Source organism: Micromonospora sp. NPDC048986 (assembly GCF_040649335.1).
In the GTDB taxonomy this organism is placed as follows: Bacteria; Actinomycetota; Actinomycetes; order Mycobacteriales; family Micromonosporaceae; genus Micromonospora; species Micromonospora alfalfae.
In genome coordinates, this window is record NZ_JBEZFJ010000026.1 from 1 (window position 1) to 19,361 (window position 19,361).

At 71.7% G+C, this 19,361-nt stretch carries 17 protein-coding genes; 12 read left to right on the forward strand and 5 right to left on the reverse strand.

All coding sequences use genetic code 11. From position 1 onward, the window contains the following. Positions 1–175: 175 nt before the first annotated feature. Positions 176–1,306 carry a glycine cleavage system aminomethyltransferase GcvT gene (gcvT, locus tag AB0B94_RS32830; RefSeq protein WP_357289765.1) on the reverse strand — a complete coding sequence of 377 codons (1,131 nt, stop codon included), beginning with the start codon at positions 1,304–1,306 and terminating at the stop codon, positions 176–178. 162 nt (positions 1,307–1,468) lie between these two features. On the opposite strand from gcvT, the gene AB0B94_RS32835 reads away from it, so the two are divergent. Next, positions 1,469–3,043 (forward strand): leucyl aminopeptidase, encoded by a 1,575-nt coding sequence (locus AB0B94_RS32835; RefSeq protein WP_357289767.1) that lies wholly within the window; start codon positions 1,469–1,471, stop codon positions 3,041–3,043. Positions 3,044–3,096: 53 nt separating this feature from the next. On the opposite strand, the gene AB0B94_RS32840 is transcribed toward AB0B94_RS32835, so the two are convergent. After that, positions 3,097–3,423, reverse strand: coding sequence for a hypothetical protein (locus AB0B94_RS32840; RefSeq protein WP_357289769.1), 327 nt, complete (start codon positions 3,421–3,423; stop codon positions 3,097–3,099). A gap of 178 nt (positions 3,424–3,601) precedes the next feature. Between AB0B94_RS32840 and lpdA the strand changes: the two genes are divergently transcribed. Together lpdA and sucB are read left to right on the forward strand one after the other, a co-directional pair. After that, positions 3,602–4,993, forward strand: a complete 1,392-nt coding sequence (gene lpdA / locus AB0B94_RS32845; protein WP_357289771.1) for a dihydrolipoyl dehydrogenase — start codon at positions 3,602–3,604, stop codon at positions 4,991–4,993. Between the two features lie 67 nt (positions 4,994–5,060). Further along, a complete protein-coding gene (gene sucB, locus AB0B94_RS32850; RefSeq protein WP_357289773.1) occupies positions 5,061–6,896 on the forward strand; it encodes a 2-oxoglutarate dehydrogenase, E2 component, dihydrolipoamide succinyltransferase in 1,836 nt (611 codons plus the stop codon). A gap of 63 nt (positions 6,897–6,959) precedes the next feature. Here the strand turns inward: sucB and AB0B94_RS32855 are convergent, their stop codons facing one another. Beyond that, the gene (locus tag AB0B94_RS32855) at positions 6,960–7,895 is read right to left on the reverse strand and encodes an SDR family NAD(P)-dependent oxidoreductase (RefSeq protein ID WP_357289775.1); all 936 of its coding nucleotides are present in this window, start codon (positions 7,893–7,895) and stop codon (positions 6,960–6,962) included. A 153-nt stretch (positions 7,896–8,048) separates the two neighbouring features. On the opposite strand from AB0B94_RS32855, the gene AB0B94_RS32860 reads away from it, so the two are divergent. Continuing rightward, the gene (locus AB0B94_RS32860) at positions 8,049–9,386 is read left to right on the forward strand and encodes a low temperature requirement protein A (RefSeq protein WP_357289778.1); all 1,338 of its coding nucleotides are present in this window, start codon (positions 8,049–8,051) and stop codon (positions 9,384–9,386) included. 93 nt (positions 9,387–9,479) lie between these two features. Then, positions 9,480–9,962, forward strand: a complete 483-nt coding sequence (locus tag AB0B94_RS32865) for a hemerythrin domain-containing protein (protein WP_357289780.1) — start codon at positions 9,480–9,482, stop codon at positions 9,960–9,962. Here AB0B94_RS32865 and AB0B94_RS32870 read toward each other — a convergent pair. Further along, positions 9,959–10,345 (reverse strand): MerR family transcriptional regulator, encoded by a 387-nt coding sequence (locus AB0B94_RS32870; RefSeq protein WP_357289782.1) that lies wholly within the window; start codon positions 10,343–10,345, stop codon positions 9,959–9,961. The genes AB0B94_RS32865 and AB0B94_RS32870 overlap by 4 nt on opposite strands. A gap of 56 nt (positions 10,346–10,401) precedes the next feature. Here AB0B94_RS32870 and AB0B94_RS32875 point away from each other — a divergent pair, with 56 nt between their 5' ends. The 3 genes from AB0B94_RS32875 to AB0B94_RS32885 all read left to right on the forward strand — a co-directional run bounded on the left by AB0B94_RS32875 (position 10,402) and on the right by AB0B94_RS32885 (position 13,416). Next, positions 10,402–11,391, forward strand: a complete 990-nt coding sequence (locus tag AB0B94_RS32875) for an aldo/keto reductase (protein ID WP_357289784.1) — start codon at positions 10,402–10,404, stop codon at positions 11,389–11,391. 134 nt (positions 11,392–11,525) lie between these two features. Next, the gene (locus AB0B94_RS32880; RefSeq protein WP_357289786.1) at positions 11,526–12,425 is read left to right on the forward strand and encodes a TIGR01777 family oxidoreductase; all 900 of its coding nucleotides are present in this window, start codon (positions 11,526–11,528) and stop codon (positions 12,423–12,425) included. Positions 12,426–12,501: 76 nt separating this feature from the next. Continuing rightward, complete coding sequence (locus AB0B94_RS32885; protein WP_357289788.1) at positions 12,502–13,416, forward strand: LLM class flavin-dependent oxidoreductase; 915 nt, start codon at positions 12,502–12,504, stop codon at positions 13,414–13,416. A 99-nt stretch (positions 13,417–13,515) separates the two neighbouring features. On the opposite strand, the gene AB0B94_RS32890 is transcribed toward AB0B94_RS32885, so the two are convergent. Next, a complete protein-coding gene (locus AB0B94_RS32890; RefSeq protein ID WP_357289790.1) occupies positions 13,516–14,787 on the reverse strand; it encodes a PHB depolymerase family esterase in 1,272 nt (423 codons plus the stop codon). 217 nt (positions 14,788–15,004) lie between these two features. On the opposite strand from AB0B94_RS32890, the gene AB0B94_RS32895 reads away from it, so the two are divergent. The 4 genes from AB0B94_RS32895 to AB0B94_RS32910 all read left to right on the forward strand — a co-directional run bounded on the left by AB0B94_RS32895 (position 15,005) and on the right by AB0B94_RS32910 (position 19,359). Then, on the forward strand, positions 15,005–16,837 hold the full coding sequence (locus AB0B94_RS32895) for a DUF2079 domain-containing protein (protein WP_357289792.1): 1,833 nt from the start codon (positions 15,005–15,007) through the stop codon (positions 16,835–16,837). 57 nt (positions 16,838–16,894) lie between these two features. Then, on the forward strand, positions 16,895–18,181 hold the full coding sequence (locus AB0B94_RS32900; RefSeq protein ID WP_357289794.1) for a hypothetical protein: 1,287 nt from the start codon (positions 16,895–16,897) through the stop codon (positions 18,179–18,181). A gap of 96 nt (positions 18,182–18,277) precedes the next feature. Continuing rightward, positions 18,278–18,919 carry a lipoyl(octanoyl) transferase LipB gene (lipB, locus tag AB0B94_RS32905; protein ID WP_238667475.1) on the forward strand — a complete coding sequence of 214 codons (642 nt, stop codon included), beginning with the start codon at positions 18,278–18,280 and terminating at the stop codon, positions 18,917–18,919. Between the two features lie 47 nt (positions 18,920–18,966). Beyond that, positions 18,967–19,359, forward strand: coding sequence for a VOC family protein (locus AB0B94_RS32910; protein WP_357289796.1), 393 nt, complete (start codon positions 18,967–18,969; stop codon positions 19,357–19,359). The last annotated feature ends 2 nt before the right edge of the window (positions 19,360–19,361 follow it).

The window sequence follows — 19,361 nt, forward strand, 5'->3', positions numbered from 1 at the left end:
CTCAGCGGTGGCGACCCGGACCGACTGCGCGAGATGCGCCCGTAGGTGCCCGGCGAGCAGGCGGCACCCGCGTTGATCATGAAGTTATTGCCACCGCCGTCGGCGTGTCGTGGCAATAACTTCATGATCAACCAGGGCGTGGGGGGGTGGGGGTGGGGTGGGGTGGGTGGGGTGGTTACTTCACTGAGGGGGTTACGAAGGGGGGTTTGGTGAGGGTCAGGGGGGCTCGGCGGCCGCGGATGTCGATCTCGACCTCGTCGCCGTCGGTCAGGTTGGCGTCGGTGTCCAGCAGGGCCAGGGCGATGCCCTGCTTCCTCGTCGGGCTGAAGGTGCCGCTGGTCACGGTGCCGACCTGGGTGTCCCCCACGTGCAGGGTCATGCCGGGACGCGGGATGGCCCGGTCGACTGCCACCAGGCCGCGCAGCGTACGCCGGGGGCCGGCGGCCTTCTCGGCGAGCAGCGCGTCGCGGCCCCAGAAGGCCGGCTTGTCCCAGCCGACCGCCCAGCCGGAGCGGGCCTGCACCGGGCTGATGTCCAGGGAGAGGTCCTGCCCGTGCAACGGGTAACCCATCTCGGTCCGCAGTGTGTCCCGGGCGGCCAGCCCGCAGGCGCGCAGCTCGAACGCCGCGCCGGAGGCGAACAGCGCATCCCACACGACGACCGCGTGCTCCGCCGGCACCACCAGCTCGTAGCCCAGCTCACCCGTGTAGCCGGTACGACAGACCGTCAGCTCCACCCCGTCGAGGCTCGCGGCGGAGAAACTCATGTAGCCGTGCTCGGTGGGCAGGTCCAGGGCGGCCAGCAACTCGGCCGAGCGGGGGCCCTGCACGGCCAGCACCGCGTACGCCTCGTGCTCGTCGGTGACCGTCACCTGCGCGGGAGCGGCGGCGCGCAACCGGCGCACCACCTCGGCGGTGTTCGCCGCGTTCGGGATGAGGAAGACGTGGTCGTCGGCGTACAGGTAGGCGATGATGTCGTCCACCACACCGCCGGTGGCGTCGTCGCAGCAGAGCGTGTACTGCGCCCGGCCCGGGCCGATGCGGCCCAGGTCGTTGCTGAGGCAGGAGTTGACGAAGTCGGCCGCGCCGGGGCCGCTCACCCGGGCCTTGCCCAGGTGTGACACGTCGAAGACCCCGACCGCCGTACGCACCGCGGTGTGCTCCTTGAGCACTCCGCCGCCGGCGTACTCCAGGGGCATCTCCCAGCCCCCGAAGGGGGCGAACTTGGCTCCGGCGGCGGTGTGCCGCTCGTGCAGCGGGGAACGGCGCAGCCGGGTCGCGGCGGCGGCGGAGGTCACGTCGGTCATGGGTGGCAACTTACCGGGGGCAACGTCGCTGGTTAGCATCGGCGGGAGCCCGCTGGCGCTGTCGGCGGGACAGCCATGACGTCCGGCGGGTAGGTTCCGCCGGAGACCTTCACCGCTGGTACGCGACGCCGCGACCGGCCCGGCCCGCCCGGAGTAGCTTCAGTGACTTCACCCCGCACCACCAACCTGAGCCTGGTCGACACCGACCCGGCCGAGCTCGCCGTCGACGCGATCGTGATCGGCGTGCACAGCCAGACCGGAGAGCAGGGCGCCACCAGCGGCCTCGCCGGCACCCTGCTGCTCGCCAGCGGCGCGGAGAGCATCGCGGCCGCGTTCGACGGCAAGCTGACCGAGACGCTCGCGCTGCTCGGCGCGACCGGCGGGCCGGGTGAGGTCATCAAGCTGGCCACGCTGGGCACCGTGACGGCACCGCTGGTCACCGCGGTCGGGCTCGGCCCGGAGCCGTCGGGTGCCGCCCCGGCCCCGGAGACGCTGCGCCGGGCCGCCGGTGCGGCGATCCGGGCCCTGGCGGGCGCACCCACTGTCGCGCTGGCGCTGCCGCTGCCCGACGACGCGGACGCGTCGGCTGAGCTGCGCGCGATCGCCGAGGGCGCGCTGCTGGGTGGGTACCGGTTCGCCGGCTACAAGACCCGACCCCAGCCGACCCGGCGCGAGCCGGTGGCCGAGGTGCTCATCGCGGTGCCGGACGCCGGCGACGCGGGCGCCCAGGCGGAGGTCGCCCGGGCGCAGGCGGTGGCGGGCGCGGTCCGGCTCAGCCGGGACTGGGTGAACACCGCGCCGAACGAGCTGCGTCCGCCGTCGTTCGCCGACGCGGTCGCCACCGCGGCGCGCGAGGCGGGCCTCGGCGTCGAGGTGCTCGACGAGGCGGCGCTGGCCGCCGGCGGGTACGGCGGCATCGTCGCGGTCGGGCAGGGCTCCGAGGCCCCGCCGCGGCTGGTGAAGCTGACCTACACCCCACAGGGTGGCGGCAACGGCAAGCGGGTCGCGCTGGTCGGCAAGGGCATCACCTTCGACACCGGCGGCATCTCGATCAAGCCGGCGCAGGGCATGTGGGAGATGAAGTCCGACATGGCGGGCGCCGCTGCGGTGGGCGCGGCCATGCTGGCGATCGCCGCGCTGAAGCCGACGGTGGCTGTCAGCGCGTACCTGCCGATGGCGGAGAACATGCCGTCGGGCACCAGCTACCGGCCGGGTGACGTGATCACCATGTTCAACGGCAAGCGGGTCGAGGTGCTCAACACCGACGCCGAGGGCCGGATGATCCTGGGCGACGCCATCGCCCGCGCCTGCGCGGACGGCACCGACTACCTGTTCGAGACCTCCACCCTGACCGGGGGTCAGGTGATCGCGCTCGGCAAGCGGGTCGCCGGCGTGATGGGCACCCCCGAGCTGTGCAACCGCGTCCAGGTGGTCGGCGACTCGGTCGGCGAGCCGGCCTGGCCGATGCCGCTGCCCGACGACGTCCGTAAGGGCATGGAGTCGGATGTGGCGGACATCTCGCAGGTCAATGCCGGGATGGACCGGGCCGGTCACATGCTGCAGGGCGGCGTGTTCCTGCGCGAGTTCGTGGCCGACGACGTGGCATGGGCGCACATCGACATCGCCGGGCCGGGCTACCACTCGGGCGAGCCGACCGGCTACTGGACCAAGGGCGGCACCGGCGTTCCGGTCCGCACCCTGGTGCAGCTCGTCGAGGATGTCGCCGCCAACGGCTGACCGGACAGTCGGAAGGGGCCCCTGCTCAAGGGGGCCCCTTCCGCGTTTGCCCACTACCGCTCGGGGCGACGTTTGCGCCGTTCGTTGAAGTCGCGCATCCGCTGCGGGTAGCCCATCAGCCGGACGTCGTACACCGGGATGCCCATCCGGTACGCGAAGCGCCGGGCTCCGTCCGGGCCGTCGATGCGCCGACGGGTCCACTCCCCGTCGTCGGCGATCAGGATGACGGTGGTCTCCGTCACCGTCGTACGGGGTTCGATGAACGCCTCGACGCCGCGCCGACTCCGGATGAAGTTCTCCAAATGGTCCAGATCGCCGCGACTGGCAGCACGGTCATGGCTCGGCACAGCCGTCTGTTTGCGGCGCCGGAACAAGCCCACCGGATCTCTCCCCCACCGTGCGTCATCGACAACGGTGCCAAGGGTACGTGTCGATGACGTGTCGTTGGGCACCTCGGTACGCACCCTGTGCCCAGTGGTGACAAGATGACCGAGGTGGGGTGTGTCCGTGTTACACCTCTGTGACCCCCGATGCAGCGACGCGACCTGGGAGTTGGACGTGAGCGAGCCGAACGAAGCGACCTTCGACATTGTCATTCTCGGAGGTGGCAGCGGCGGCTACGCGACCGCGCTGCGCGCCGTCCAGCTGGGCCTGAAGGTCGCGCTGGTCGAGAAGGGCAAACTCGGCGGCACCTGCCTGCACAACGGCTGCATTCCGACGAAGGCCCTGCTGCACGCCGCCGAGATCGCCGACCAGGCCCGCGAGTCGGAGCAGTTCGGCGTGAAGGCCGAGCTGATCGGCATCGACATGGCCGGGGTCAACTCGTACAAGGACGGCGTGATCGCCCGCCTGTACAAGGGCCTGCAGGGCATGTTGAAGGGCAACAAGGCCATCACGATCGTCGAGGGCGCCGGCAAGCTGGTCGGCAAGAACGTGGTCGAGGTGGACGGCAAGCGTTACACCGGCCGCAACATCGTCCTGGCCTCCGGCTCGTACGCGAAGAGCCTGCCCGGCCTGGAGGTCGACGGCGAGCGGATCATCACCAGCGACCACGCCCTCACGATGGACCGGGTGCCGTCGTCGGTGATCGTGCTCGGTGGCGGCGTGATCGGCGTCGAGTTCGCCAGCGTGTGGAAGTCCTTCGGTGTGGACGTGACGATCGTCGAGGCGCTGCCCCGGCTGGTCGCCGCCGAGGACGAGGAGTCGTCCAAGGCGCTGGAGCGGGCGTTCCGCAAGCGGAAGATCAACTTTAAGGTCGGCAAGCCGTTCGAGAAGGTCGAGAAGACCGAGAGTGGCGTCAAGCTGACCATCCAGGGTGGCGAGACCGTCGAGGCGGAGCTGCTGCTGGTCGCCGTGGGCCGCGGCCCGAACACCGCCAACCTCGGGTACGAGGAGCAGGGCGTCAAGATGGACCGCGGCTACGTGCTGACCGACGAGCGGCTTCGCACCAGCGTGCCGAACGTCTACGCGGTCGGCGACATCGTGCCCGGCCTCCAGCTCGCACACCGGGGCTTCCAGCAGGGCATCTTCGTCGCCGAGGAGATCGCCGGGCAGACCCCCGCCGTGATCGACGAGGTCGGCATCCCGCGCGTCACCTACTGCGACCCGGAGCTGGCGTCGGTGGGCCTCACCGAGGCCAGGGCCAAGGAGCAGTACGGCGCCGACAAGGTCAAGACGTACAACTACAACCTGGGTGGCAACGGAAAGAGCCAGATCCTCAAGACCACCGGCTTCGTGAAGCTGGTCCGGGTCGAGGACGGCCCGGTGGTCGGCGTACACATGATCGGCGCCCGGGTGGGTGAGCTGATCGGTGAGGCGCAGCTCATCTACAACTGGGAGGCCTACCCGGCGGAGGTCGCCCAGCTCGTGCACGCCCACCCGACCCAGAACGAGGCCCTGGGCGAGGCGCACCTGGCCCTCGCCGGCAAGCCGCTGCACTCGCACGCCTGATCATCCACAACCGCGGCGTCCGGCGACGGGCGAAGATCCCACCAGGGGAATGAAGGAGTCTCAGAAAATGCCGGTATCGGTCACCATGCCCCGGCTCGGCGAGAGCGTCACCGAGGGCACCGTCACTCGCTGGCTCAAGCAGGAGGGCGACACGGTCGAGGTCGACGAGCCCCTGCTCGAGGTCTCCACCGACAAGGTCGACACCGAGATCCCGTCACCCGCTGCCGGCGTGCTGAGCCGGATCGTGGTCGGCGAGGACGAGACCGCCGAGGTCGGCAGCGAGCTGGCCGTCATCGCCGGTGAGGGCGAGTCGACCGGCGGTGGCGAGGCCGCCGGGCAGGAGCAGGCCCCGGCCGAGTCGGTCGAGCCGGATGCCGAGCCGACGGCCGCCGCCGAGGGCACCGCCGACGAGGTGGCCCAGGACGAGGCTCCGGCCGAGGCGCCGGCTCCGGCCGCCGCCTCGTCGGGCGAGGGCACCGCGGTGAAGATGCCCGCCCTGGGCGAGAGCGTCACCGAGGGTACTGTCACCCGCTGGCTGAAGCAGGTCGGCGAGACCATCGAGGTCGACGAGCCGCTGCTGGAGGTCTCCACCGACAAGGTGGACACCGAGATCCCGTCGCCGGTCGCCGGCACGGTGCTGGAGATCAAGGTCGCCGAGGACGAGACCGCCGCGGTCGGCGCCGACCTGGCGATCATCGGCGTTGCCGGCGGGGCCTCCGCCCCGGCGCAGCCCGAGCCGAAGCCCGAGCCGAAGGCGGAGGCCAAGCCGGCGCCGAAGGCCGAGCCGAAGCCGGCGCCGAAGGTCGAGGAGCCGACCCCCGGCATGTCGTACAACGAGCCCGCCGCGGAGACCGAGAGCTCGGCGCAGCCGGCGAAGACCGAGCAGGCCGCGCAGCCGGCCGCGTCGACCTCGACGCCGCCGCGTCCGTCCGCCCCGGCACCTGGTGCCGGCGAGGAGGCCGCCGGGTACGTCACGCCGCTGGTGCGCAAGCTGGCCGGTGAGCACGGCGTCGACCTGGCCGCGCTCAACGGCACCGGCGTGGGTGGTCGGATCCGTAAGCAGGACGTGCTGGAGGCCGCCGAGAAGGCGAAGGCCGCCAAGGCCGCTCCGGCTCCGGCGGCCGCTCCCGCCGCCGCACCCGCGGCCAAGCCGGCCGCGAAGCCGCAGCCGAGCACCAAGCGGGGCACCACGGAGAAGCTGCCGCGGATCCGGGCGACGATCGCCAAGCGGATGCAGCAGTCGCTGCACGAGACGGCCCAGCTGACCACCGTCGTCGAGGTCGACGTCACCAAGGTCGCCAAGCTGCGGGTCCAGGCGAAGGACTCGTTCCAGGCCAAGCACGGCGTGAAGCTGTCCTTCCTGCCGTTCTTCGCCCTCGCCGCCGTCGAGGCGTTGCAGACCCACCCGATCATCCAGGCCAGCATGGACCTGGACGGCGGCACGATCACCTACCCGGCCGCCGAGCACCTCGGCATCGCCGTGGACACCGAGCGCGGGCTGCTCGTGCCGGTCATCCACAACGCCGGTGACCTCAACATGGGCGGCATCGCCAAGCGGATCGCCGACCTGGCGGAGCGCACCCGGGCCAACAAGATCACCCCGGACGAGATGGCCGGGGCGACCTTCACGCTGACCAACACGGGCAGCCGGGGCGCGCTCTTCGACACCCCGATCGTGCCGTCGCCGCAGTCGGCGATGCTCGGCACGGGTGCCGTGGTGAAGCGTCCGGTCGTGGTCAACGACCCGGAGCTGGGCGAGGTCATCGCGGTCCGGTCGATGGTCTACCTGGCCATGTCCTACGACCACCGGCTGATCGACGGCGCCGACGCGGCGCGCTTCCTGACTGCTGTCAAGGAGCGGCTGGAGGGCGGCAACTTCGAGGCGGAGCTGGGCCTGGCCTGATCCGCCGTAACGCCGAAAGGGGCGCCCCGGTCATCGACCGGGGCGCCCCTTCGTCTGTGCCGCTCAGCCCTTGAGCAGATCCGTCGAGACCTGCCAGAGCCGCTCGGCGGCCTCCGGATCCAGCGCGTAGTCGGCGACACCCGTCCGCCCGCCGGGCCGGGCCGGGGCGGCCTGCTGGCAGTCCTCGAAGTAGCGCCCGCCCACGCCGTCGAGCAGCGGCGAGGCGGCGACCAGCACGGAGGTGGCGGCACCCTGTTCGACTGTCTTCCAGGCCGCCGCGTTACCGGCGCGCATCCGGTTCAGCTCCTCCTCGCTGACGTAGCGCTGGAGGTTGGTCTGGATCGCGCCGGGCATCAGCGAGTTGGTGAAGATGCCGTCGTCGGCCCAACGGCGGGTCGCCTCGACGGCGAACAGGACGTTCGCCGTCTTGGACTGCCCGTACGCCTGCCACGGCTCGTACTCCCGCTTGTCGTACTGGATGTCCTCGAAGACCACCGGTGAGCGCAGGTGCGCGGCGGAGCTGACCGAGACGATCCTGGCGCCGTCGCCGGCCGCGAGTGCCGGGCGCAGACCGGTGGCGAGTGCGAAGTGCCCCAGGTGGTTGGTGGCGAACTGCATCTCCCAGCCCTGCGGGGTGCGCGACAGGGGTGCGGCCATGATGCCGGCGTTGTTGACCAGGATGTGCAACGGGCCGTCCCAGTTGGCCACGAAGTCGGCGACCGATCCCTGGTCGGCGAGGTCGAGCGGGGCGACCAGGACGCGGTCGTTGCCGGTGGTGCCGGTGATGTCGTTGGCGGCCTGCTGACCCGCGTCGGGGTTGCGGACGGCCAATGTGACCTCCGCGCCGGCGCTGGCCAGGGCGCGGGCGGTCTCCACGCCGATCCCGGAGGACCCGCCGGTGACGACCGCCCGCCGCCGGACGAGGTCCACGCCCCGGATCACGTCCATTGCGGTGGAGTGATGGGCGAACGAAGTGGTGATCGGGTTATTGGTGGTCATTGTCCATCCTTGTCCGGGGTGGGGCGGACCTGCCGGCCCGCTGCGGGAGGCCGCGGCCCCGGTGTTTTCCCGACCCGGGCCGGAGGTAACGCCGGACTCCATCGCCATCGCCGTTCGGCCTCCGACCAGCCCCAACGCTGCCAGAGTGGGATCGTGGGCGGCTACCGGCGGGGTGGACAGCTGGGACCGGCCGTCCCGATCGCCCCCGGCGCGCGGGTGGACAAGTTCGAGGTCTTCTTCGATCTGGTCTTCGTCTTCTCGTTCTTCATCATCACCCGCGCCACCGCCGCGAACATCACCAGCCGGCAACTGCTGCACGCCGGCCTGGTGCTCGCCGTGCTCTGGTGGATCTGGGTGGTGCACAGCCTGGTCGCCACCCGGGTCCGGCTCGGCGAGGGCTACGTGCCGGTGCTCATGGTGATCGCGATGGTCGCCCTGTTCGCGTTCGCACTGGCACTGCCACAGGCGTTCACCGACCCGAAGGGGAGCGCCGCCGGCCCGATGCTGGTGGCGATCAGCTACGTCGTGGTCCGTGGCATCCACTGGATCCTCTATCAGCACGTGGTGCGGGACAGCCCGCAGGAGCGCAGGCAACTGCGGCGGTTCGCCCCGGAACTGGCGGTGAGCATCGTGCTGCTGCTGGCCGCCGCTCTCATCCCGCCGCAGATCGCCGACCCCGATCAGGCCGCCATGGTCCGCGACGGCCTGTGGATCACCGTGGTGGTGGTGCAGTACGCCACCGGCTTCATCGTCGGTACCTGGGGCTGGGGGGTGACCAGCGCCGAGCACTGGACGGAGCGTTACGCCCTCATCCTGATCATCGCGCTGGGCGAGTCGATCATCTCGACGGGGGTGGGCGGAAACCTGCTCGGCAAGCCGGTCACCTGGCCGGCGGTGGCCGCCGCCGCGCTCGGCATCGTGGTCACCGCGGCGCTCTGGTGGGCGCACTTCGACTTCATCGGGCCGGCCGCCCGGATCGCCCTGCACGCGGCGGAGGGCTCCCCCCGGGTGGCGATGGCCCGCGACGCGTACGCGTATCTCTACCTGCCGATGATCGCCGGGGTGATCCTCTTCTCGATCGGCAACGAGGAGGTCCTCCACAAGATCACCGATCCGGCCGGCGGGATCGCCGAGAAGGTCGAGGGGCCGGCGGTGCCGATGCTCTTCGGCGGCCTGATCTGCTATTTCGCCGTCAACCTGCTCTTCCAGTTGCGCACCCTGCACACCGTCACCTGGACCCGCGTCGGCGTCATAGTGGCGCTCACCGCGGCCCTCCCGGTCGGCCAGCACCTGCCGGCGCTGGGCGCGCTCACCCTGGCGACAGTGATCTGCGTGGCGCTGGTGGCCGTGGAGGTGATGGTGATGGCGCAGTCCCGGCACGCGTTGCGGGCCGCTGTCTTCCAGGAGCGGACCACCCACGAGGCCCACGAGGCCGAATGGCGGGCGCGCTGGCACGACGTCCGGGAGACCGACGAGCCGACCACGCCGTGACGCCCTCGGGATAGGCTTCGTCGCAGCGTCGCAGTGCACCCGGCCCGAAGGCCGCCGTGGGCATGGAGGCGCGGGGACAGCATGGGACGAAACGTGCACCCAACAGGTTCACCGGCCGGCCGGCTCGCCGCCGTCGGCAATCAGATGATCGAGATCCACCTCTGGCTCAGTGCGGAACTGGCCCGACTGCAGGCAAGCCTCGACACCCCGTCCCGGGACCTGCGGGCGCACTGCCTGACCTTCTGCGCCGCGCTCGGCCGACACCACAGCGGTGAGGACGCGGGCGCGTTCCGGTTGCTGGCCGAGGAGGCCCCCGAGCTGCGGCCGGTGATCGACAACCTGATCGCCGATCACGAGGTGGTGGCGGGGATCCTGGAACGGGTCGAGGCACTGCTGGGCGGCGACGCGGCGGTGCCGGTCGCCCAGGTGCGCGCCGAGCTGGGCGGGCTGGCCGCCCTGCTGGAGTCGCACTTCCGCTACGAGGAGAAGCGTCTGGTCACCGCCCTGAACGCGCTGACCGGTCGAAGCGGAACGACAGAGGAACTGCTCGGCCTGACCGCGCCCGGTTCCCGCTAGCCGGCCTCCGACCCCGCCGCGGTGCCGGGTGGCCGCTCGTAGAAGCTGATCTTCTCCCGGAGGTGGTCGTACTGGCGCTGGAGCAGGCGCATCTGCTCCTCGACCCGCGTTGCGTGGTGGCACAGCAACTCGTGCCGCTCGGCTGTGGTGTGCTCACCGTCGCGGGCCAGTTGCGCGTAGCGGCGCATCTGCGCGATCGGCATCCCGGTGTCGCGCAGGCAGCGGAACAGCACCAGCCAGCCGAGGTCGTCGTCGGTGAAGACCCGCTGCCCGCCCGCAGTGCGCTCAACGTCGGCAAGCAGGCCGATCTTCTCGTAGTACCGCAGAGTGTCCAGGCTGAAGCCGCTGCGGCGGGCGGCCTCCGAGGGGGCGTAACCGCTCATGTCGCGAGATGGTAGTGCTTGACCTGGAGCGCGCTCCAGGTTGGAGGCTGTCGACCATGACGACGACACGGACGCTGGGACGCAGCGGCATCACGGTGAGCGCGATCGGAATGGGATGCTGGGCCATCGGCGGCCCGCTCTGGGGTGACGACGGGCAGCCGTTCGGCTGGGGTGAGGTGGACGACGACGAGTCGATCCGCACCATCCACCGGGCGCTCGACCTCGGGGTGACCCTGTTCGACACCGCCAGCAACTACGGCGCCGGGCACAGCGAGCGGATCCTCGGTCAAGCACTGGCCGGGCGGCGGGACGGCGTGGTGATCGCCACCAAGTTCGGCAACGTCAGCGAGGAGGGCACCCGGCGGGCGCTCGGCACGGACGCCAGCCCGGCCTTCGCGGTGCGCAGCCTGGAAGACTCGCTCCGCCGGCTCGGCACCGACCACGTCGACCTCTACCAACTGCACATCAACGCACTGCCGGTGCCCGCCGCGCTCGATCTTGTCGACACCATGGAGGCCCTGGTCGACCAGGGCAAGATCCGGGCGTACGGCTGGAGCACCGACGACCCGGCCTCGGCGGAGGCGTTCGCGGCTGCCGGCCCGCACTGCGCCGCTGTCCAGCACGACGAGTCGGTGTTGCGCGACAACGCGGCGGTGCTGGCGGTCTGCGACAAACACGACCTGGCCAGCCTCAACCGTGGGCCGCTGGCGATGGGGCTGCTCACCGGGTCGACCCGGGCGGTCGGCGCGGATGATGTGCGCGGACGGGCACCGGAGTGGCTGGAATGGTTCACCGACGGCCGGCCGACGCCACGGTGGGCGGCCCGGGTCGACCAGGTCCGCGCGGCGCTCACCGCCGACGGGCGCACCCTCGCCCAGGGCGCGCTCGGCTGGCTGCTGGCGCGTAGCCCCCGTACCGTGCCGATCCCGGGTCTGCGCACTGTGGCCCAGGCCGACGAGAACCTGGCCACCCTGGAGCAGGGCCCGTTGAGTGCCGAGTCCTACGCCGAGGTGGAGCGACTGCTTGCCGACCTGCGCACCCCCTGACCCCCACGCCCACCCCGCCGATCTTGCACTTGCTGTCCCGACGAAACGGATGTGTCGGGGTGTAACGGCGACAGAAAGTGCAAGATCGGCGAGGGGGTGCGTCCACCGGCGGCGTTCTGGACGAAGATGGGGGTATGCGGATCCTTCTGGCCGGCGCTTCCGGTTTCCTTGGCACCCGACTGGCCGACCAGCTCGTCCGCGACGGGCACGAGGTCACCCGGTTGGTCCGTCGGTCGCCGCGCGACTCGCAGGAGCGGCGGTGGGACCCGGCCGCCGGGCAGCTCGACCCGGCCGTGGTCGCCGAGACCGACGCCGTGGTCAACCTGGCCGGCGCGGGTGTCGGCGACAAACGCTGGAACGACGACTACCGGCGGTTGATCCGCACCAGCCGGGTGGACACCACCACCACGCTGGCGACCACCATCGCCGGGCTCCCCGCCGCCGACCGACCCGGCGTGCTGCTCAACTCATCGGCCGTCGGCTGGTACGGCAACACCGGCGACCGGGCGGTCGAGGAGGACGCACCGGCCGGCGAGGGCTTCCTGGCCGACGTCTGCCGGGTGTGGGAGGCCGCGACCCGGCCGGCCGAGGACGCCGGGGTACGCGTGGTCCGGCTGCGTACCGGTCTGCCGCTGCACAGCGAGGGTGGGTTGCTCAAGCCGCAACTGCTGCCGTTCAAGCTGGGCATCGCCGGCCGGCTGGGCAGTGGCCGGCAGTGGCTGCCGTGGATCTCGATGGCCGACTGGCTGGACGCGACCCGCTTCCTGCTCGACCGTGACGACATCGCCGGACCGGTGAACGTGGTGGGGCCGAACCCGGTCACCAACGCCGAGTTCACCCGCGAGCTGGCCCGGCAACTGCACCGCCCGGCGATCATCCCGATCCCCGCGTTGGCGCTCAAGGTGGTCCTCGGCGGCTTCTCCCACGAGGCCCTCACCAGCACCAGAGTCCTCCCCGGAGTCCTCACCAGGGCCGTCTACCCCTACCAGCACCCCACCCTCCCCGAAGCCCTCCACGCAGCCCTGACTCCCTGACCCCGGTGGTTCGGCCCTCGGCAGAATCGGCTGTCAGCGGGTCGTCGGTGGGCCGGCGTGGGCCGATGCTGGACCAATGGCGACCTTCTCCCTCCAGGCCACCCCGACCGACGCGGCGAGCTGGGCCGAGCTGGCCCGTCGCGCCGAGACCGCCGGCTTCGACGCTCTGCTCGCCGCGGACCACCCCGGCGACGTGACGTCACCGTTCGTGGCGTTGGCCGCCGCAGCCCCGGTCACCTCGACGATCGGGCTCGGCTCGTACGTGTCGAACCTCGGCGTACGGGAACCGATGCTGCTCGCGGCCGACGTGGCCACCCTCGATCTGATCTCCGGCGGACGGGCCCGGCTCGGTGTCGGCGCCGGTCACACCCCGGCGGAGTGGCGTGCGGTGGGCCGGGAACGCCCCGACGTGGCCGGCCGGGTCCGCCGTTGCGTGGCCGTCGCCGAGGCGGTCCGTGCCCTGCTCGACGGCGCCTCGGTCACCGTCGACTCGGCCGAGCTGACGATGCGCGAGGCGGTGCTGCGCGAACCCCGGCCGGTGCAGGACCGGATCCCGCTGACGATGGGTACGGCGAACTCGATGCTGTTGCGCTGGGCCGGCGGGCACGCCGACGTGGTCGGGCTGACCGGGTTCGGACGTACCCTCGCCGACGGCCACCAGCATGAGGCGCGCTGGCGGGCCGACCAGATCGAGGCACAGTTGGCCTGCGTTGCCGCCGGCGCCGCCGGACGAGCCGACCCGCCGGCGTTGGAGGCGCTGGTGCAGACGGTGGTGATCACCGACGACGCCGAGGCTGCCGCCGCGGAACAGGCCCGGCGCAACGGCATGACCGCCGCCGAGCTGCTGGCCACCCCGTTCGTGCTGATCGGCACGGTGGGCGAGATCATCACGGCGGTCGCCGAGCACGAACGGCGCTGGGGGGTGACCCGGTTCGTGGTCCGCGACGACGCGCTGGATCCGCTCGCGCCGGTCCTGGCCCGCCTGACCTGAGCCCCGCCGCCTGCCCCTGTTGATCAAGAGGTTTGCGTCATCCGGAAGCCGGAATCCGACGCAAACCTCTTGATCAACAGGGGCAGGCGGGTGGGGGGCTCAGCAGCCGATCACCCAGTAGTTGGGGGCGGTTTGCTTGAGGGCGCTGGTGTAGAAGGTGTTGTAGAGGCCCATGCGCTGGTTGGAGCCGTTGGCGTAGGCGTAGCCGCCGGACTGGTACGCCCGACCGGCTGCCACGTGCGCGTAGTTGCTGGCCGTCACGCAGGTCGGCGGCGTGGTCGGGGTGGCCGTCGGGGTCGGCGTGGCCGTCGGGGTCGGCGTGGCCGTCGGGGTCGGCGTGGCCGTCGGGGTCGGCGTGGGGGTGACCGTCGGGGTCGGGGTCGGGTTGGTCCCGCCGCCGTTCAGACCGAAGAAGAGCGCGTCACGGTACGTCGAGCAGATGGTGTCCAGGAAGTACGCGCCAGCGGTGCCGCACTGCTCGGCCGCCGAGCCCGGGTCGACCGGGGTGCCGTGGCCCATCCCGGAGATCCGGTAAAGGCGAACGTCGTCGTTGCCGTACACCTCCAGGCTGGTGTTGCCGGGCAGCGACGAGGTGCTGGTCGGGGTCTGCGACACGCCTCGCACGTTGGTCCACTGGTCGCGGGACTCGGTGCCGTTGAGCGGGGCGACGGTGCTGTCCGAGGTGCCGTGCCAGATGGCCACTCGGGGGCGCGGGCCGGTGTAGCCCGAGTACGCGCCCCGCACCAGGTCACCCCAGGCCGCGGGGGTCTTGTCCGCACCCGGGTTCATGCAGCTGAACGCGTTGACCATGCTGGTGGCGCAGCGGTACGGAATCCCCGCGATGATCGATCCGGCGGCGAAGACGTCCGGGTAGGTGGCCAGCATGACAGCGCTCATCGCCCCGCCCGCGGAGAGCCCGCTGACGTAGACCCGGGAGCCGTTCACCCCGAAGTTCGCCTTGGCGTGGTCGACCATCTGCTTGATCGACAGTGCCTCACCCTGACCTCGGGCGGTGTCCCCCGCCTCGAAGAAGTTGAAGCAGGAGTTGGCGTTGTTGCCGGTGGGCTGCTGGGCGACGATCAGGGCGAACTTCCACTGGTCGGCGTACTTCTGCCAGCCGGAGTTGGCGAAGTAGCCGGAGGCGTTCTGCGTACACCCGTGCAGCAGGACGACCGCCGGGGAGTTGGCCGGCAGGCCGTCCGGGCGGTAGGCGTACATGGCGAGGTTGCCGGGGTTGGAGCCGAACCCGGTGACCTGGGTGAGGGTGGCGGCCTGGGCTGGTGCGGCGACGGCAACCGCGCCCGCGACGGCGAGGGCGAGCCCGGCGACCGCACCGAGCAGCCGGGTGAGAGTGGACGAGGAGCGGCGCACGGCGGCCTCCTGAGGGGCGGGCTGTGAACTGGGTCACGGTCGAGTTGCCGAGACGTTACGACGATGTGTCGCCGCTATGACATGGGGCACACTCACACATTCACGACGGACGCTGTGTACGTCAGACAGTCGACGTGGCGGACCGAATCCGTCCCCAACGGTCCCGTCCTTGCAGGTCTGACCGGCCCGTCCAGGTCCGGTTGGTAACGTCCGCTGCGTGCCGTCCTCCCCGTCGCTGGCCACCGGGCCCGCACCCGTGTCACCGCCGCGCACCGTCCGGGACCGCCGGGCCGACCTGATCGTCGTGCTGGTGGCGCTCGCGCTCGCCGTCTGGGTGACCAGTGGGCTGTGGCGGGACCCGAACGTCCGCACCATCACCGTCAACTCCAGCGACCAGGCGTTGTTCGAATGGCTGCTGGCCTTCGGCGGGCACGCGGTCACCCACTGGGAGAACCCGCTCTTCACCTACCTGATCAACGTGCCGGACGGTGTGAACCTCGCGGTCAACACGACGATCACCGTGTACGCGGTGGTCTTCGCCCCGCTCACGTACCTGATCGGGCCACCGGCGACGTTCCTGGTGATCCTCACCCTGAACCTGCTCGCCACCGCTCTGGTCTGGTACTGGTTGCTCTCCCGGCACCTGGTCCGCAGCCGGCTGGCCGCCGGGGTCGGCGCGCTGTTCATCGCCTACTCCCCCGGCATGGTGTCGCACGCCAACGCGCACCTGAACTGGACCGCCGGTTGGCTGGTGCCGCTGCTGATCTGGCGGCTGTTCGCGCTACGCCGCGCCGGGCACTGGCTGCGGGGCGGGGTGATCCTCGGCGTGCTGGTAGCGGTGGCCTTCTCGATCGCCGCCGAAGGGCTCTTCTTCGCCGCGCTGGCGCTGGGAGTGTTCGTCGCCATCTGGGCGCTGCACCCGGCCAACCGGGCCGAGGCCCGCACCGCGCTGCCCAATTTCCTGCGCGGGCTCGGGGTGACCGCCGTGGTCGCCGGTGTGCTGCTGTCGTACCCCTTGTGGTTGCACTTCGCCGGGCCGCAACGGTTCCACGGCACCGGCTTCGACCCGGTGATCCACTCCGAGGACATCGCGGCGTTCGCCGCCTTCCCGCGCCGCTCGCTGGCCGGTGAGGCGGGGCTGGGCACCTCGCTGGCACCGAACCCGACCGAGGAGAACTCGTTCTTCGGCATCCCGCTGCTGGTGCTCAGCGTGGTCTGCTTCGTCGTGCTCTGGCGGCGGGCCGACCCGCACCGCCGGGCCACCCTCTGGGCGCTGGGCGTCGTCGCGCTGATCTTCTCGGTGCTCTCCTTCGGCCCGGTCGCCAAGGTCGACGGGCGACGCACCGACCTCCCCATGCCGTTCGACCTGCTCGGCCAACTGCCCGTGGTGAACGCCGCGCTGCCCGCCCGGCTGGCGCTGGTGGTCGCGCCGGTGATCGGGCTGCTGCTGGCGTACACGGTCGACCAGTTGCGCGCCGCACCACCCCGGCACCGCTCCACGGAACTGGCCTGGCTGCTGGGTTTCGCGGTGGCCCTGGTGCCGCTGCTGCCCACCCCGCTGCTGACCGACGAGCGGGAGCCGATCCCGCACTTCATCACCTCCGGCACGTGGCGGGACTACGTCTCACCCGACGGGGTGCTGACCCCGGTGCCGCTGACGGTGGACATCTACCCGGACGGCCAGCGCTGGCAGGCGTACGCGTTGTCGCACCGGCAGGGCGAGTTCGCCATCCCGGGCGGCTTCTTCCTCGGCCCCGGCGGGCCGGACGGCCGGGGCCGGATAGGCCCGGTGCCGCGCACCCTGAGCGCCCTGATGGACCAGGCCGGTCGTACCGGTTTGGTGCCCATCGTCACCGACGGCACGATCCGGGAGGTCCAGTCGGATCTGCGGCACTGGCGCATCGAGACGGTGGTGCTCGCCGACCAGGTGCACGGCGCGAAGTTCGAGGTTGACGAGGAGGCGCTGCTGCGTACCGGCACCGCCCTGTTCGGCGAGCCGCAACGGGTCGACGACGTCTGGCTGTGGCGCATCCCGCCCGCCGGTCGGTAGCCCGCGACGCGGCCGGCCGGGGCAGCACGACCGGCCGCCGTCGCGTCTAATGGGCCGATGCGATTGACCGGTGGGCGATTGCGGCATGCCGCCGTGGTCGGGCTCGCGCTGGGGCTCGTCGCGCTCGGCGCGCCAACCGCCAGCGCCGCGAACAGCACTGTCGCCGACAGCACGGCCGGCGGGAGCACTGTCACCGACAGCACTGTCGGGGTGGTGCCGAGCCGGGTGCGCGATCCGTGGCTGTGGCAGGCCACCGTGGGGCAACGACCGGCCGGTCCGGCCGCGTTGGTGTTCTTCACCGACCGCACCCGCTACTTCGAGTCGACAGGGGTGCTGGTCGCCCGGGACGGCGCCTACCGGCTCATCCCGATCGGCGTCGCCGAGGGGCACGGGCTGCTCTCCCCCGACGGGCGGCACTACCTGCGGCCGCAGTCCGGCGAGTTGCTGGACCTCACCACCGGCCGGCAGCGCCGCACAGTGAAACCCGGGCTGCACCCTTTCGCCTGGTCGCCGGATGGGCGGCGCGTGCTCGGCACCCGCAGCAACGACGATTCGGTGATCAGCTACGGGCCGGACAACCAGCAGCTGAACGACCCGGAGAAGCCCGACGATCTGCTCGTCGTCGACCCGTACCAGGGCACCGAGCAGGTCGTCGCGGCCGGCACCTTCGCCGCCCACAACCAGGCGGCCTGGTCACCCGGCGGCGACCTGGTGGCGGTCACCGGCCCGCCGGACGTGCCTGCCCAGCTCGCCGAGCGCCAGCGACTGGTGGTCGTCGACCCGGCCGGCGGCGGTCCTCGCTGGCAGGTCGACCTGGGCGACCGGCGGACACTAGCCGGCCCCGCCGCCTGGCACCCCGACGGCCGGCGGCTCGCGCTGCTCGCCTTCGACGGCTGCGCCGGGCCCAGGTGCACGGCCGAGCAGGCGGCGGCGCGCACCTGGCGAATCGAGTTCCTGGACACGGCCACCGGTCAGGCGGTCGGCCAGGCCCTGCCGGCCGGCACCTCGGCCAGCGGGATCATCGGCTGGCGCGCGGACGACCCGATCCTGCGGTATGTCAGCGATACGGAGCAGGACACGGACCGGCAAGCCCTCCTCGCCGCGCTGTCGCCCGACGGGGGTCGCGAGGTGCTGGTGACCACGCCGGTCGGGTCGACCGACCTGATGGTGCCGGCCGACCTGCTGACCCGGGCCGCGTTCGGTGGGCCGGAGCCCCGGCCGTCACCGTTCGCCGCCCCGCTGTGGGTCTACCTGACGCTGGGCGTGCCGACGCTGCTCGCGATCGCTCTCATCGTTCGCCGCATCCGCCGCCACCGCGCTGCGACGGTCCCTGCTCCGCAGTGACAACGAGCCGCCGAGCGGTGCCGCGACCGGCACGACGACGTCCTCGTGAGGCGGCTCACCAGCGGAGATCGCCTGCAACAGGATTACGCTGGGGCCGTGACAACGACGACCCCCGGCCTCACGGCCGTCCGTGCCGGCCTGCTCGACTACCAGGCCGCCTGGGACGAGCAGCGACGCCTGCACGAGTCGGTGGTGGCTGGCGAACGCGGCGACACAGTGCTGCTGCTGGAGCACCCGAGCGTCTACACCGCGGGCAAGCGCACCGAACCGTGGGATCGACCGATGGACGGCACTCCGGTCGTCGACGTGGACCGCGGCGGCAAGATCACCTGGCATGGGCCGGGGCAGCTCGTCGGCTACCCGATCCTGCGCCTGCCCGACCCGGTGGACGTGGTCGCCTACGTGCGCCGGACCGAAGAGCTGCTCATCGACGTGTGCGCCGAGTTCGGGCTGACCGCAGGCCGGGTCGAGGGGCGCAGCGGGGTGTGGGTTCCCGAGGACGACAGGGGGCCGGCCCGCAAGGTCGCCGCCATCGGCATCCGGGTGGCCCGGGGCGTCACCCTGCACGGCTTCTCGATCAATTGTGACTGCGACCTGACGTACTTCGACCGGATCGTGCCGTGCGGCATCCGGGACGCGGGCGTCACCTCGCTCACCGCCGAGCTGGGCCGCCCGGTCACCGTGGCCGACGTGCTGCCGGTGGTCGAGCGCCGGCTGTCCACCCTCGTCACTGTCTGACACCCGGCCGCCCGCCGGGTGACCGAAGGTCGCCTACCCTCGGTCGGGTGCAGATCGATCTCGTCACCGTCGTCGTCACCGAGTACGACCCGGCCATTGCCTTCTTCACCGACGTCCTCGGCTTCGAGCTGGCCGAGGACACCCCGTCGCTGACCAACGACGGGCGGCCGAAACGCTGGGTGGTGGTCCGCCCGCCCGGCGGCGGCACCGGGCTGCTGCTGGCCCGCGCCGACGGCGAACGGCAGCAGACCGCGGTGGGCGACCAGACCCACGGCCGCGTCGGGTTCTTCCTCCACGTCGACGACTTCGACGCCACCTACCGCCGGATGGCCGAGATGAACGTCGAGTTCGTCAAACCGCCGCGCACCGAGCCGTATGGCCGGGTCGCCGTCTTCCGCGACGTCGCCGGCAACCTCTGGGACCTGCTCGGTCCCGCCTGAGC